Below are 15,109 nucleotides of genomic sequence, written 5' to 3' on the forward strand. Positions count from 1 at the left end.
TCAGCGATGAATTTAAGTAGCATATTGCAACTTATCTGCAAGACTTATTCGATATCGAGCAGTTCCACCTTGAACATCAGCGTCGCTCCTCCCGGGATAGGGCCCTTGCCGCGCGGGCCGTAAGCGAGATCGGCCGGAGCCGCGATTTCAATCGTATCGCCCACAGCCATTTTGGGAATCGCAACCTGCCACGCCTTGACCAAGCGCCCGAGTGGGAAGGTAACCGGCTTGCCCGAAGCATAGGAGCTGTCGAACTCGGTCCCGTCGATGAAACTGCCGGTGTAGTGAACGGTTACCCGGTCCCGCAGGCTGGGGCGCTTCCCGGCGCCGCTCCCGGAGATATAGCGCCAGCGCAGATTACGTGCCTCATGCCGCCAGCCATCGCTTTGCTTGAGGCTGGCCAGCGCAGCCTGCTGGCGATTGTGCCACGCGGTGTCCTGCGAATAGTCGGGCGGAGCCTCCTGCGCGAATGCAGCGGCGGCGACCGCGACACCCGCCAGGCCCAGCGACACAAACACGCTCGTGGGAGGTTTACCAGTCATAGGCTTTGGGCAGCTTGCTTTCGTCCAGATTTCTGTAGCGCTCGCGCAGGCGGGTCTGGTGATTGTCACGCGGTTGCTCGACTCCGTCGATGAACACCCGGACGGGCGCAGAAGAAAGCTCCAGCGGATCACCATCCCAGATGACCACGTCTCCGGCAGCGCCCGGTGCAAGCACGCCAAAGCGGCCGCCGAACCCGGCAATCTCGGCCGGTGCGGATGTGATGGTTGCCAGTGCCTGGCCCCACGAGAGGCCGGCTGCCCCCGGGATCTTTCCCAGAGCGACAAAATTGCCTGCAAATTGCGGGGCATTGCGCGGTTGTTCGATCCCGTTGGTCAGCCCGCCAATCGCCACCTTAACCCCGGCCTTCACCATGCGGCCAACATTGCTTTGTGTCGCGGCGAGCTCTTCGAAGCTCTCTGGCAAGTTGTCGATTGGATCGGCAATGACCGGCACGCCGGCGGCAGCGATTTCGTTCGCCACCAGCCAGCCTTCGCTCGCACCCACCAGCACCAGCTTGAGGCGTGAATACTGCGTCTTCAGCTTGAGGGCGTTGCGAATGTCCGAGGCACGCTCGACCGCGAGATACAGGGACTGTTCGCCTGACAAAACCGCCCCCAGTGCCTTGGCATCGGCGGATGTCAGCTGCGCATCATCGCCATCCCACCGGCCGGCTGCATAGTTGCGCGCCTCGCGGAATGCATTGTCGAGCTCGGCATAGGTTGCTGTACGGCTGCTACCCGCGATGCGCGCGCCGAATTCACCCAGCGCCACCATCTGGAACGCACGTGGCTTCACGACCATATCGGGGTCGGCCCCCAGATCGACGATGGCGCCCTGGCCGCCAAAGATCGTGCTGGAAGGGCGCGAGAAGATGCTAGCCCGCGTCACCCCGCCTGCGCGATTGATGGCGATGTGTTGAGAGGAGGGGTTGAGGGCCCGTGTCACATCCAAAGCTGCGCTGAAGGCGCTGCCGCCAGCGGCCTGGTCGTTGCTCGATCCGACCGCGCCCACATCCCACAGGCCAAGCGTGGTTGCTGCAGCAAACATGCCTGGTGTGACCCATGTGCCGGTACCGTCGATGACAGGCATACCCGCCGGGGCCTCGACACCTGCACCAGCGGCAACCACACGGCCACCGCGGACCACAACGCTGGCATTCTGGATCGGCTCGCTGCCGTCGCCGGTCGCGACGGTGGCGTTGGTGATGACGACGTCTTGCGCAGCCGCCGGAACCGCAGCCAAAGCGAAAGCGGAGACTGCAAGGGATAGAACACGCTTCATTTCACGTCTCCTTCACCGGGCTGGCCGAGCTCGAAATCGCTTACCGGGCGGCGCTTCCGGTCCAGTGCATCATACATCAGCGCGCCATCGATCCAGACCTTCTCGGGCCGCGAATAGACACTCAGCGGATTGCCGTTCCACAATACGACATCGGCCATCTTGCCGTTCTCGAGGCTGCCGGTCATGTCGTCGATGCCCATCGCCTTTGCCGCGTTGAGCGTGATCCATCCGATTGCGGTCGCATCGCTAATCTCGATGCCCATCCGGCGACCTGCAGCAAGTGCCTTTGCCGCCTCCTGGTTCAGGCGCTGGATTTCCTTGTCGCTATCGGAGTGGATGACAACGCAGGCGCCTTCTTGCTGGAGCAGGCCTGCGTTCTCGGGAATGCCATCATAGCTCTCCATCTTGAAGCCGTACCAATCGGCCCAGATTGCACTACACACGCCATTTGCCTTGAGCAGATCGCCGATCTTGTAGGCTTCTACAGCGTGGTGGAAGGCCGAAACCTTGTATCCCATCTCCTTGGCCATATCCATCACCAGCGCCATCTCGTCGGCGCGATAGCAGTGATTATGGACGAGGATTTCGCCGTCCAGGACACCCTTGAGGGTTTCTTTGCCCAGATCGCGTTTCTTGCCATCATAGGCTTGGGCATCAAGCCATGTCTGTCGGTTGACTGCAAAATTGCCCATCCGGGTCGATGGCTTGCGTCCGCGGTTGCCGTAGACTCTCTTCGGGTTTTCGCCGCAGGCCATTTTGAAGCCATAGGGCGCCCCGGGGAACTTCATGCCCTGAACCGTCCGGCTATAGACATTCTTCAGCGTGACCGCGCGACCGCCCATCAAATTGGCGGAGCCGGGCAGGATTTGCAGGCTGGTGATGCCACCATTGGCTAGCGCGCGGCTGAAACCGGGATCCTGCGGCCAGACCGAATGCTCGGTCCAGACATCAGGCGTTGTCGGCGCGGTCGCTTCGTTGCCATCGCCATGGGCAGGAACGCTCGGCGAGGGATAGTCGCCCAAATGGCTGTGGATGTCGATGATGCCGGGCGTCACGAACTTTCCGGTGCCATCGATGCTCGTATAGCCTGCAGGGATCGGCAGGCTTGCATCGCCAACACCGACCACTTCGCCATCGGTGAACAGCACAGTCCCATTCTCGATCCGGCCGCCTTTGCCATCAAAAATGGTCGCTCCGACCAGCGCTGTTGGCACGCCCGGATAGCGTTCATAGGTCGACGGGAAGGGCACCCCCGTATCCGCCCGTTCGCCGGATACGCTCGAAGACGCGCTCTTGGTCTCTTTCGCTGTACCGGTGGTTGCAGAACATGCGGCAAGCGCGAGAGCGCCCCCGCAAATCAGAAACGCTCTCAATCGCATAGTCGATGCCCCTACATCATCAGCCGTTTGGACGGATGCCCGCTTCCTGCGCTTCCAGGCCTGCTTCTGCAAGCCCTTCCAGCGGTGCATCATCCTTCAGCGTGTCGAGATGCATCAGCTTCTTCACCAGCGGGCTGACCACCATGACAACCACGCCGATACCGACCGCATACCAGCCGACGGTAGAGTAGACGTCGAGCACCAGCTGCTTGCCGGCTTCTTCGCTCACACCTTCCGCGCCCGTTGCCGCGGCGATCAGGCCAGCAGCAAAGTTGCCGGTGGCCGAAGCGAAGAACCAGGTGCCCATGATCAGCGAGGCCATATGGCCCGGGCTGAGACGGTTCATGGCCGAGAGGCCAACCGGGCTGAGGCACAGTTCGCCAGTTGTGTGCAAGAGGTAGATCAGGAAAATGAAGATCACCGGCGTCGGCACATTCACCCCGACACTTTCCGCGCCCCACACCAGCACCAGGAAGCCGAGGCCGACCTGGATAACCGCGAGGCCGAATTTCATCGGTGTGCTTGGCTCTGCGCCTTTGCGCGCCAGCCCCTGCCACAGCATGGCAAAGACTGGAGCCAGCAGCACGATGTAAATCGCATTGATCGACTGGAACATCGATGCGTTCACTCCGGCGGTATCGACGTGGCGATCAGTGAACAGGTTGAGCGAGGAGCCCGCCTGCTCGAACAGCGCCCAGAAGACGATCGAGACAAGGATCAGGAACATCGCGGCGAAGATGCGGTTGCGCTCTTCAGGCTGCAGCTTGGTCACGGCAATACTGAGCACATAGAGCACCAGGCCGCCACCGAAGACTCCGAGAACGGTGCCTACCAGTTCCTGATACTGGATCGCCGCCCAGCACAGCGCGACCATGGCAAGACCGGCACCATAGATGCCCCATTCCTTGCCGCCTTTGATCTTTGCGGGATCTTTCGGTTCACCCTTGCCGAGCAGCAGGGGCTTGCCGATCACAAAGAAGATCAGGCCAACCAGCATCCCGACCCCGGCGAGGCCGAAGCCGTATTCCCAACCATAGGTCTGGCCAAGATAGCCGCAAATGATCGAGGCGGTCGCGGCGCCGACGTTAATGCCCATGTAGAAGATGGTGTAAGCCGGATCGCGGCGGATGTCGGTGCGTGAATAAAGCTGCCCGACGATTACCGAAATATTGGCCTTCAGGAAACCGGAGCCAACGATGATCAGTGCCAGCGCGAGCCAGAACACGTTGATCATGGGGTCATTCTGACCACCACCGCCTTCAAACGCCATAAAGAAGTGGCCGAAGGTAAGCAGGACGGCGCCAAACAGCACTGCCTTGCGCTGACCGATATAGCGGTCAGCCAGATAACCGCCGACAACCGGCGTAATGTAGACCAGCGCTGTATAGGCGCCATAGATGATCGAGGCCTCACTGTCAGAAAACAGCCAGTGCTGCACGAGATAGAAAATCAGCAGCGCGCGCATCCCGTAATAGGAAAAACGCTCCCACATCTCGGCCATGAACAGCAGGAACAGTCCCTTTGGATGGCCGATCACTTCCGGCTCTGGTCGCGTGACGAGGAAGACCCCGCCCAGCAGGAATGCGGCGAGTGCCACTACGGCAATCCAGAACGCCCACAACTCGTAGAGCGAATCGAAAGTGAAGATAAATTCGTGCATTGGCCTGCGGCCCTCCGACAATTCTTATCGAGCCGCTTGTCCCCCGGCCCTTCCCTGGCGGCGCACCCTAGCGCCGGATTTCGCGATGTGAAGATATTGTTGCAGTCGAAACCACCTTTATCGAGGCTGAAGCGCGTTGCCTGTCCTTGACCTGCCACGCTGTATTATGGCACTGACGCACCTATGAACACATCCAATCGCCCGGTTTACCTGCGTCTGCGGGATATGATTGCCGCCGCCATCATCGATGGACGTTATCGGGAAGGCGAAATGTTGCCTTCCGTCAGAGCCTTCGCCGCCGAACAGGGTGCCAACCCCCTGACAGTCGCGAAAGCGTATCAGCAGTTCCAGACGGATGGCCTGGTCGAAGTCCAGCGCGGTGTCGGCATGTATGTCGTTGACGGCGCAGCGGACAAGCTGAGGCAAGCCGAGCGCGACAGTTTTCTGGCCGAGGAATGGCCTGAAATCATGGCAAAAATTGTCCGACTCGGCATTGATCCGGCGCAGCTGCTTACAAAACAGCCAGCCGAAACTGTTTGACCTCAAAGGGTTAGTCACTTCTCGTATAGATGTTTGCGCAATCTGCGGAATTCTGCCACATTTCCAGCTGTCTAGAGGGCGATTCCACGCCCCTCGGGCTAATGGGGGTGGGCCCGCAACATACTGGCTGCTGCCGCTTGAAGGGGCCGTCGGGAGAGAAAAATGATCCGTTCGGAATTGCTTCAGGAACTGGCGCGCGACAATCCGGAATTGCGCAGCGAAGAGGTCGAACAAGTCGTCGACGTCTTTTTCGAAGAGATCGCCCAGCGCCTCGCTGAAGGGGGCAGGGTCGAATTGCGGGGCTTCGGGGCATTCTCGACCCGAGAACGTGAAGCCCGCAAAGGCCGCAACCCGCGCACCGGAGAGCCGGTCGACGTGCCGGCCAAACGAGTTCCCTATTTCAAGCCTGGCAAGGATATGCGCAACGCTCTGAACGAGTGACGCTGCTCCTTTTGGCGTCTTTTGCCGCCGAAATCCGATTGCCGTTCTGTCGAGCGCAGCGTTGACGCTCGCTCATGGTGTTTCTGCATCTCGGAATATCGCGCCTGCATCGTTGCGGCAGCGGGACGTTTGTGGCTAGGACGCAGCCGGATTGGCCAAAGCGGGTGTGGCGGAATGGTAGACGCCGGGGACTTAAAATCCCCTGATCCTGTGATCGTGTGGGTTCGAGTCCCACCACCCGCACCATCCGATCCCCGGGGTACCAGCAAAATTTACCCGGAATTAGGGCCAACTACATAGGGTTTGGCTATCCCTTTTCTGCCAATTGCGCCGGTACGAAGAGCATCACCTTTCCGTTGATGCCGGAGCCCGCACTACATGGCTATTCCCAGCCCGAGATCTGATGACCTTACGCCGAGCTTGGGGCTCCCGGTGCAGCCGGAGCAGCGCGCTGAACAGCGTTTCACCTTGCTTTTGCGCCAGGCAAAATTGCGCACCCGCTCGGGCGAATTCCTGTGCGTGCTGCGTGATGTGTCGACGCGGGGAATCAGCGTAAGGACTTTCCACGCACTGCCGCCGGACCGTCGCTTTGCCGTAGAGCTTCAGCAGGACAAGCCGTTCCTGATCGAGAAAGCCTGGGAAAATGAAGGCGAAGCCGGCTTCTGGTTCAAGGATCGGGTTGATCTCAACCTGTTGCTGGAAGACGACCCGGCCTTCCCGCGCCGCCAGATCCGTGTCGGGCTGGATATGCCGATCCAGCTGCAAAGCGGCCCAGAGACCGGATCAGCGACGTTGTTCAACCTGTCGCAACAGGGGGCCTGCTTTTCCGCCGACCGCAGTTGGGCGCGAGACCAGTTGCTGCGTCTTGTGTCACCGGCTCTCCCGGAAATTCGCGCCAAGGTGCGGTGGAGACAGGGCGATCTGCACGGCGTTGTGTTCGAAGACACGTTTACATTCCGCGAATTCGCCGCGCTCCTGGGCCGGTTGCGAGGCCTGGCGTAAACACACCTGTGGTCCCCGAAAGTGCGCAGGTTGTTAACTCCTCCCTAACCATTTTCCTTCACTCCCCGGTCAACGAATTCAAACCGGGGGCAAAAATGCACAACTCCACTACTCGCGAACTGAATGTTGATGTTGCAATCGTCGGCGCTGGGCCGGCCGGACTGACGGCAGGATACCTGCTGACCAAGGCTGGCAAGACCGTTGCGATCATCGAAAAGGATGAAACCTATGTCGGCGGCATCAGCCGCACGGTGCAGCATGAGGGATATCGCTTCGATATTGGCGGACACCGCTTTTTCTCGAAGAGCCAGCAGGTCGTCGACCTGTGGAATGAGATCCTGCCGGATGATTTCATCCAGCGTCCGCGGATGAGCCGCATCTATTACGAAGGCAAGTTCTACAGCTATCCGCTGCGTGCTTTCGAAGCTCTGTCGAACCTTGGCATCCTGCGCTCGACGGCCTGCATGCTCAGCTATCTGTGGGTCAAAGCCTTCCCGATCAAGAATGTGAAGAGCTTTGAGGACTGGACCACCAACCAGTTCGGCAAGAAGCTCTATTCGATCTTCTTCAAGACCTACACCGAGAAGGTGTGGGGCATGCCGTGCGACGAGATGAGTGCAGACTGGGCAGCCCAGCGCATCAAGGGCCTTTCGCTCTGGAGTGCGGTCACCGATGGCCTCAAGCGCTCGCTCGGCCTCAACAAGAAGCCGAATGACGGACAGGAAGTGAAAACCCTGCTCGAAACCTTCCGCTATCCGCGCCAAGGCCCGGGTATGATGTGGGAAGCTGCGCGCGACAAGATTATTGCCAGCGGCAATGGCCAGGTCATTATGGGCCACTCTCTCGACCAACTCGCCAGCGATGGCGAAGGCGGCTGGCGCATGACGGCCACTGACAAAGACGGTGCGAAAATTGTCGTCAAAGCGGGCCATGCCATTAGTTCGGCCCCGATGCGCGAACTTGGTGCCCGCCTGCACCCGCTGCCCGAAACCAGCTGGAACGGTTCGAACCTAAAATATCGTGACTTCCTGACCGTCGCATTGATGGTGGAAGGCGAAGACCTGTTCCCGGACAACTGGATCTACATCCACGATGACAAGGTGCAGGTCGGCCGCGTGCAGAACTTCCGCAGCTGGTCGCCGGAAATGATCCCGGACGAAGACATGGCTTGTGTCGGTCTCGAATATTTCTGCTTCGAAGGCGATGGCCTGTGGGCGATGGACGATGCCGATCTGGTTGATCTGGCGACGACCGAAATGAAAACCCTCGGCCTGGTCGATCCGTCCAAGGTCAAAAGCGGCGCTGTTGTCCGGCAGGAAAAGGCCTACCCGGTCTATGACGAAGAATATGCCAGCAACGTTGCGGCGATGCGGGGCGAGCTGGAAGACAAGTATCCTACGCTTCACATGGTGGGCCGCAACGGGATGCACCGGTATAACAACCAGGATCACGCCATGATGACGGCGATGCTGACAGTCGAGAACATCATCGCTGAAGAGCGTGTGTATGACATCTGGTGCGTCAACGAAGATGCCGAGTATCACGAAGCAGGTGACGAAGGCGCCGAGAAGGCGATTCCAGCCCGCGAAGTGAGCGAAGATCAGGCCGCAGCGCTCAATTCGATGCGCGATGTGCCGGAACGGATTGTTGCCGAAGATACTGCAGCCGGAGTCGCTGCTGAAGAGAAAGGCCGTCACGCAGCCTGATCTGCGTGAGGCTGTTGGCAAATGAAGGGGAGGAAGTGGATGCTGGCCTTGGTCAACCGGATGCGGGACGTTGTACTGGTGCGCTATTTGCTCGCCAGTGTGGGTGCCCTTGCCGTTGATGTCGGCAGCTTCCTCGCCTTCCTTTCTGCCGGCATCCCTGCGGTACTGGCATCTGGCATCGGCTATACTCTTGGTATCCTTGCGCATTGGCTGCTTTCGAGCCGGACGGTCTTTAACGGGCGCGTGGCAGAGCGCGGTGCAGAACGTACCAAGCAGAAGGCATTGTTCGTCGGATCGGCGCTCGCCGGTCTTGCGCTGACCACTGCTATCGTCGGTGCCGCGGATGTCTCCGGTTTCGACCCGCGCATTGCCAAACTGGTTGCGATCGGGGCGAGCTTTGCCCTGACCTGGCTGTTGCGCAGCCGCGTCGTCTTCCGCGCCGGGGACTGATTCCGTGACAGATCGCCGTTTGCGCACCGACGAGTATCCGCTGCGCCGGATCCTGCTCGTCTGGCTGGTCGTGTCGATCCTGCTGATCGCCACTGCAGCGCAAAACATCTTTCGTGGCCAGTTTCCCGATCCTGACGACGTGCTTCGACTGGTTCAGGTGCGTGATTTGCTCGCTGGGCAGGAATGGTTCGACCTCAAGCAACACCGGATCGATCCAACCGGATCCGTGCCCATGCACTGGTCGCGCTTGGTAGATCTTCCGCTAGTCTTGATCATAGGGGGCCTTTCCCCCTTGCTGGGCCAGACAATGGCCGAGCAGGTCGGTGTGATCCTCGTTCCTTTGTTGGCCATGCTAGCCACGATGCTGTTCGTGGGGCGGATGGCGTGGCGGTTGTTCGACGTTGAAACCGCCGGCCTTGCGTGCCTTGTTGTCGGCTTTCTTCCTTTGCTTGTTTTCCAGTTCCAGCCGCTGCGCATTGATCATCACGGGTGGCAGATTTGCGCGGTAGTAGCGGCCATGTGGGCGATTGCCGGGCGCGACACCTGGCGTGGTGGAGCACTGGCCGGTTTTGCGATGTCAGCTGGCGTAACCATCTCGCTCGAGCTCATTCCCGTCGCAGCAATCTTTGCTGCTGTGTTGGGGCTGCGTTGGCTGCGTGACCGCAATTCCCGCTTCGGGCTGGTGGGCTTCCTGCAGATGCTGGCCCTCGGGCTGGCCGGGCTATTCCTGCTAACGCGCGGCGTGGGTGATCTCGCGCTCTATTGTGACGCAATTACCTTGCCCCATATCGGTTTCTTCCTGATCGTGGCGCTAGGCGCGACAACCCTGGCCTTGGCGCCACCGTTGCCATGGTTCGCGATTGTTGTCGGGCTGGGCGTCTCGGGTGCAGCCGGTTTGGCATTCTTCGGAGCCGGATCTCCCGGCTGCCTTCGAACGCCTTTTGGCGAGCTTGATCCGCTGGTTTACGACTACTGGTATGTGAATGTCCTCGAAGGGCGTCCGTTGTGGGATCAATCGGCCCTGGTCTATCCGCAGCTTATCCAGATCGCGGCCGGCTTTGCGACCGGATTGCATCTGTGCTTGCAGGCACGGGACTGGAAACGGGGCTGGTGGACGGACTACCTGCTGGTATTCGGAGGCACGATCCTGCTCGGCCTGCTGGTATGGCGCTCGATGGCCTTCGCGTCTGTCCTTGCGACCGTTCCGCTTGGCTATCTCCTGCAACGCGGGTTGCACCGCTTGCGGTCTACCGAAAGCGCCGGTGCCAAGGTCGGGATCGTGGCTGTGCTACTGCTGGTCTTGCTGCCTTCTGCGCCAGTTGTTGCTGGCCAGAAACTGGCTTCGCCGGTCGGCAATTCCGCCATCAAGGGCCCGTTGGCGACATCATCATGCGATTTGTTCAGTAGCGCTGCAAAGCTCTCGGCTCTGGAGGCTGGAACGATCTTCGCACCGCTCGACATTGGGCCGGCCCTGATCCAGCGATCGCATCATGCGGTGGTTGCAACCGGGCATCATCGCGCGGAAGATGCCATGCGCGATGTGATTGCCGGATATATGGCTGCACCGGACGAGACTCTGGACATTATCAGGAAGCATGATGCCCGCTATGTCGTGATCTGCACCGATATTCTCGAGCCCAATCTCTATGCCGATCGCGGTGGCGAAGGAAACTTCTCCTCGCTGCTGGTGAAAGGCCGGGCGCCCAATTGGCTGGAGCCAGTCGTTCTCGACACACCAGGGACATTCAAAGTCTGGCGCGTGGTCGACACGCGGTGATCAGGCCGGGCGGAAATCCATCGCCACACCATTGATGCAATGCCGTTTGCCGGTCGGACGAGGGCCGTCGTTGAAGATATGGCCCAGATGTCCGCCGCAATCTGCGCAATGGACCTCGGTGCGAGGATAGCCGAGCTTGTAATCGCGACTGGTGCCAACAGCGCGAGGGAGCGCACGCCAGAAGCTGGGCCATCCGGTACCGCTATCGAACTTGGTTGAGGAAGAATACAGGGCATTGCCGCATCCGGCACACACGAATGTGCCTGTGCGCTTCTCGTTGTCGAGCGGAGATGAGTACGGCATCTCTGTGCCGGCCTTGCGCAAGATCCGATATTCCTGCGCCGTCAACTGGCTTCGCCATTGCGCGTCGCTCTTGCTGACCGGAAAGCTTTTGGCTTCAGCAGGGGCGATACCACAAGCGGTTAGGGCGACAAGCGATCCACCGGCTCCGAACCAGCCCATCAGGCTCCGGCGAGAGATCGAGTGGGTCATCCGAAACTTCCTTTCCATACGCGCAAAACAACTCTGCCCGCCTCATTATACGTATGAGGCAGGCAGATGGTTACACGGGCGAAAGTGCGTATCGCCTCAGAAGTGAGTGACTTCCACTTCGAGCGTGCGGAAACCTTCGACGAAGTTCGCCCGGACCCGCTCTACGTCACCTGCCACATGCACCCGCATGCGGCGGGCATGCATCTCTTCGAGCAGGACCCGCAGCTGCAGCTCTGCCAGACGTGCGCCGACGCAGCGATGGATGCCATATCCAAAGGCGAGATGCCGCCTTGCGTTCTCGCGCGTCAGGTCAAGCTTGTCGGCATTCTCAAACACGTCTTCGTCGCGATTGGCCGAATTGTACCACAAAACGACCTTGTCGCCTTTCTTGATCTGCTGGCCGAACAGCTCGGTGTCTTCGGAGCATGTCCGACGCATATGTTTCAGCGGAGTCTGATAGCGGATGCATTCCTGAACGGCATTCGGGATCAGGTCCGGCTGCTTTTCGAACAGTTTGCGCTGGTCGGGGAATTTGTCCAGCGCATGGATGATCCCGCTCATCGTGTTGCGGGTGGTGTCGTTGCCCCCGACAATCAGCAGTACCAGATTGCCCATGAATTCCTGCGGGCTCATCTGGTTCATTGCCGGCGAGTGGATCATCATCGAAATGAGATCCTGGCCGGGTTCTTCCTGGGATTTCTTGGCCCATAGCTGCTGGAAATAGGCCGCCATCTCGCGCTGGATGCCGCGCCGGGTGTCTTCCATGCCCTGGCCGGCCAGCATAAGTTCGGTATCGCCCGACCAATCCGACCAGAATGTCAGCAGATCGCGATCTTCCCATGGAAAATCGAACAGGATGGCGAGCATGCCGGTGGTCAGCGGGATCGAGACTTTCTCGACCCAATTGAACACTTCGCCTTTGGGCAAGCCATCGAGGGTTTCCCCTGTGCGCTGGCGGATTTCATCCTCCATCCGCTTCATCTCGGTCGGGGTGAAGGCGGGTGCTACGGTGCGGCGCTGGCCAGTATGCTTGGGCCGGTCCATGGCGATGAACATGGGCAATTCGAAGCGCTCCTGCCCTTCCTCCACATCTTCGTCATCCAGCCTTTCGAGGATCGTGATGCCGCCATGTTCCCAACTGGACGAGAACAATTCGGGGAGCGCCTCTACATGCTGGATCGCCTTGTGGCCAACCACGCTCCAATAGGGGCCGAACGGGCTTTCCGGGATATAATGCAGCGGGCCTTCGGCGCGCATTTCCTTAAAGATCGGCTGCCAGCGATGCTCGGCATAGATGTCACTGCGGCTGGTGTCCCATTTGTGCGGATGCTCCGGCATTGCATCGGGGTTTTCTTCGAAATGCTTCTGCAAGGCCTCGTGCGCGCTGGGCGAACGGGTCCATTCGGTTTTTTCCATTTCACGCGGGGGTGCGATCGTCGCCATCGGGTCTCTCTCCATGTCGCGGGCGAGTCTTTGTACCTTGCCCGTCTCTGATTGCATCCTGCCCTTGTTGACAGGCGTGTCAATAGTAGGTTGCGATATGCGACCGATTCATGCGCTGCCGCGCAACGACGCTACGCGGAGCGCCGACCTGCCAGCCCGAACCAGCGCTTCTTGCCCGTTTTGGCATGGCCGCCGCTGCCTGACTTCATGACCCGCTTGCGGAACAGCGTTGCGCCCGCCTTGACGAAGAGTGTGACGGCGAAGGCTTGCCACAAAAGCGCGATCGCATGCTGGGCGATGCCTTCTTGCAAGGCGGCCCGGGCCAGCATCGCGAACGGAGAGCTGAAAGGAATGATCACCGCGGCCCATTCGAAGGTGGAGCCTTGGTCGGCGATGGCAAAGCTGGCGGCGAAGAACACCAGCAGCTGCAGCATAGTAACCGGCATCGACAAAGTCTGCACTTCGCGCACCGTGCTGGCCAGGCTGCCGATGGCAAGAAACAGAGACCCGAGCAGCAGATATGCCATCGCGAAATAGGCAATGCCCAACGCGATGAAGAGCGGCCAGCCTACGGCTGGGGCGGGGAAGCTGGCCAGGCTGAAGCCGGTCGATTGCGCAATCAATCCGCCAACTGCGCCCCACACGGCGATGCCTACGAAAGACACGCCGAGCATGGCAAACAGCTTGCCGAAGAACACGGCATCCATCGGGATCGAGGCGGCAAGGATCTCGATAATCTTGTTCGCTTTTTCCTCGACCAGGTTGGACAGGACCATGCCTGCCAGCAGCATGGTCAGCAGGAAAAGTAGCACCTGCGCTGCTTGCGCGGTGGCCAAGCGGCCGGAGCGTTCGTTGGCACCGCTCGTGACAACAGTGGTGGTCGATACTTCGGGGTACTCGCTCGGGACATTGCCCAGGGCGGTCGCCGTTATCAGGGCAACGCGCCCCTGCATTCGGCCCAGCTGGTCCTCCGGACCGGTCAGAACCGGCTCTGCCCTTGTGCCGGAAAGGATGGCGGCGATATTGGCCCGCTTCTCTGCCAGTATGGATTGCGGGTCGGCGCCAGGGTCATCCTGAAGCACTGTGAGCGGCGGCAGGCTGCTGCCCAATTGCCCGGCCAACGCCCTGTGGGCTGCAACTACAGAATCCCGTTCGGCCGGCGCCATTAAAACGGCGAGTTCCGGATTGGCGACTTCCTGCTTTACCTGGTTTCCGATCCCGCCGGCCAATCCGCCGACCACAATCGGGAACAGCGGCCCGAGCAGGAAGAACAGAAATGCCCTGCTGAACAGGATCGCCAGGAAATCGCGACGCGCGATGACGAACGCAGCCTGGATCAGGCTCAGGCGAGAATTGGCAGATGGATCCATGCTCATCACAAGCCTCCGTTTCCGGCTTCTGCCTCAAGCGCCCTGGCCGCTGCTTCCCCCGCGATATGGACGAATGCGTCGTGAAGACCGGCACGTTCGATGGAGAGCGACAGAATACCTGCCTCCCCCTCAATGAGGGCGCGCAAAAGCGGTTCGATGCCGCTTTCAGGCAGGGAGAAGTCCCAGAAATCGCCCTCATGCCTTGCATCATCGGGAAGAGCAGCCCGCCAAGCTCCCTCGGTGGCTTTGGTTTCCAGCCGCACCTGTGCCGGGATCCGGTCACGTGCCTGTTCCACGCTGCCAGCATAGGGAACTTTGCCCCCGGCAATTATGGCAACCCCTTCGCACAGCCGTTCAGCGTGATGGATGACATGGGTGGAGAAAATCACTGTTGTGCCGTTGGCGGCGAGGTCCCGGATGAGCCCCTCCAGCTTGCCCTGATTGATTGCGTCCAGGCCTGAAAACGGTTCATCGAGCACCACAAGCTTAGGCTGGTGGACGAGCGTTCCGAGCAGCTGCACGGTTTGCGCCATACCCTTGGACAGCTGGCGGATCTGGCGATCAATCGCATGCCCCATGCCATGGCCTTCGAGCAGTTCTTTGCCGCGCGCCTTGGCGTCAGCCAGTTTCATCCCGCGCAATGCGCCCATGAAACCGATTGCTTCAAAGGCTTTCATCGATGGATAGAGACCGCGCTCTTCCGGCAGATACCCGATCAGTCGGCTGATTTCATGCGGGCGATCATGCCCGAAGACGCGCCGCACGCCCTCGTCGGGATCGATAATCCCAAGCAGCATGCGCAAGGTCGTCGTCTTGCCCGCACCATTGGGGCCCAGAATACCGTAGATCGCGCCTTCGGGCACGGAAATATCGACACCGTCGACGGCCAGGGTGCCGTCAAAGCGTTTGACCAGCCCTTTTGCCTCGATCGCAAGTGGACGCGTGTCGTCGTGCATCACCATGCCGGTATCGATTTCGTTCATGCCATTGCCCGAGAATACAGCTTCGCTTAGCCCATGAGGAGA

At 60.1% G+C, this 15,109-nt stretch carries 14 protein-coding genes and 1 tRNA gene; 7 read left to right on the forward strand and 8 right to left on the reverse strand.

Annotated features, from left to right (window positions below; all coding sequences use genetic code 11):
• Positions 1-44: 44 nt before the first annotated feature.
• From ABD653_RS09905 to ABD653_RS09920, 4 genes are read right to left on the reverse strand one after another with little or no spacing between them, the layout of a single operon-like run.
• Entirely contained in the window at positions 45-542 is a 498-nt protein-coding gene (locus ABD653_RS09905) for an FKBP-type peptidyl-prolyl cis-trans isomerase (RefSeq protein WP_160778524.1), read from the reverse strand.
• Entirely contained in the window at positions 532-1,824 is a 1,293-nt protein-coding gene (locus tag ABD653_RS09910; protein WP_160778525.1) for an amidohydrolase family protein, read from the reverse strand. Before ABD653_RS09910 ends, ABD653_RS09905 begins: the two co-directional genes overlap by 11 nt.
• Complete coding sequence (locus ABD653_RS09915; RefSeq protein WP_160778526.1) at positions 1,821-3,203, reverse strand: amidohydrolase; 1,383 nt, start codon at positions 3,201-3,203, stop codon at positions 1,821-1,823. Before ABD653_RS09915 ends, ABD653_RS09910 begins: the two co-directional genes overlap by 4 nt.
• Positions 3,204-3,222: 19 nt before the next feature.
• On the reverse strand, positions 3,223-4,863 hold the full coding sequence (locus tag ABD653_RS09920; RefSeq protein WP_160778527.1) for a peptide MFS transporter: 1,641 nt from the start codon (positions 4,861-4,863) through the stop codon (positions 3,223-3,225).
• 183 nt (positions 4,864-5,046) lie between these two features.
• On the opposite strand from ABD653_RS09920, the gene ABD653_RS09925 reads away from it, so the two are divergent.
• The 7 genes from ABD653_RS09925 (at position 5,047) to ABD653_RS09955 (ending at position 10,779) form a co-directional block, all read left to right on the forward strand.
• Positions 5,047-5,403 carry a GntR family transcriptional regulator gene (locus ABD653_RS09925; protein ID WP_160778528.1) on the forward strand — a complete coding sequence of 119 codons (357 nt, stop codon included), beginning with the start codon at positions 5,047-5,049 and terminating at the stop codon, positions 5,401-5,403.
• A 162-nt stretch (positions 5,404-5,565) separates the two neighbouring features.
• Entirely contained in the window at positions 5,566-5,844 is a 279-nt protein-coding gene (locus ABD653_RS09930; protein ID WP_160778529.1) for an integration host factor subunit beta, read from the forward strand.
• Between the two features lie 160 nt (positions 5,845-6,004).
• A tRNA-Leu gene (locus ABD653_RS09935) sits at positions 6,005-6,090 on the forward strand.
• A 132-nt stretch (positions 6,091-6,222) separates the two neighbouring features.
• The gene (locus tag ABD653_RS09940) at positions 6,223-6,846 is read left to right on the forward strand and encodes a PilZ domain-containing protein (RefSeq protein ID WP_160778530.1); all 624 of its coding nucleotides are present in this window, start codon (positions 6,223-6,225) and stop codon (positions 6,844-6,846) included.
• A gap of 95 nt (positions 6,847-6,941) precedes the next feature.
• Complete coding sequence (locus tag ABD653_RS09945; protein WP_160778531.1) at positions 6,942-8,552, forward strand: NAD(P)/FAD-dependent oxidoreductase; 1,611 nt, start codon at positions 6,942-6,944, stop codon at positions 8,550-8,552.
• Between the two features lie 21 nt (positions 8,553-8,573).
• Positions 8,574-9,002 (forward strand): GtrA family protein, encoded by a 429-nt coding sequence (locus ABD653_RS09950; protein WP_234032134.1) that lies wholly within the window; start codon positions 8,574-8,576, stop codon positions 9,000-9,002.
• A 4-nt stretch (positions 9,003-9,006) separates the two neighbouring features.
• Positions 9,007-10,779 carry a hypothetical protein gene (locus tag ABD653_RS09955; protein WP_160778532.1) on the forward strand — a complete coding sequence of 591 codons (1,773 nt, stop codon included), beginning with the start codon at positions 9,007-9,009 and terminating at the stop codon, positions 10,777-10,779.
• On the opposite strand, the gene msrB is transcribed toward ABD653_RS09955, so the two are convergent.
• The 4 genes from msrB to ABD653_RS09975 form a co-directional block, all read right to left on the reverse strand.
• Positions 10,780-11,271: a peptide-methionine (R)-S-oxide reductase MsrB gene (gene msrB, locus ABD653_RS09960; protein ID WP_160778533.1), complete on the reverse strand. Its 492-nt coding sequence runs from the start codon at positions 11,269-11,271 to the stop codon at positions 10,780-10,782.
• Positions 11,272-11,367: 96 nt separating this feature from the next.
• A complete protein-coding gene (locus tag ABD653_RS09965; protein WP_160778534.1) occupies positions 11,368-12,714 on the reverse strand; it encodes a cytochrome P450 in 1,347 nt (448 codons plus the stop codon).
• Positions 12,715-12,845: 131 nt separating this feature from the next.
• Positions 12,846-14,090: an ABC transporter permease gene (locus ABD653_RS09970; protein ID WP_160778535.1), complete on the reverse strand. Its 1,245-nt coding sequence runs from the start codon at positions 14,088-14,090 to the stop codon at positions 12,846-12,848.
• A complete protein-coding gene (locus tag ABD653_RS09975; protein WP_234032256.1) occupies positions 14,090-15,067 on the reverse strand; it encodes an ABC transporter ATP-binding protein in 978 nt (325 codons plus the stop codon). Before ABD653_RS09975 ends, ABD653_RS09970 begins: the two co-directional genes overlap by 1 nt.
• Between the last annotated feature and the right edge of the window lie 42 nt (positions 15,068-15,109).

Source organism: Parerythrobacter jejuensis, assembly GCF_039536765.1.
GTDB lineage: Bacteria > Pseudomonadota > Alphaproteobacteria > Sphingomonadales > Sphingomonadaceae > Parerythrobacter > Parerythrobacter jejuensis.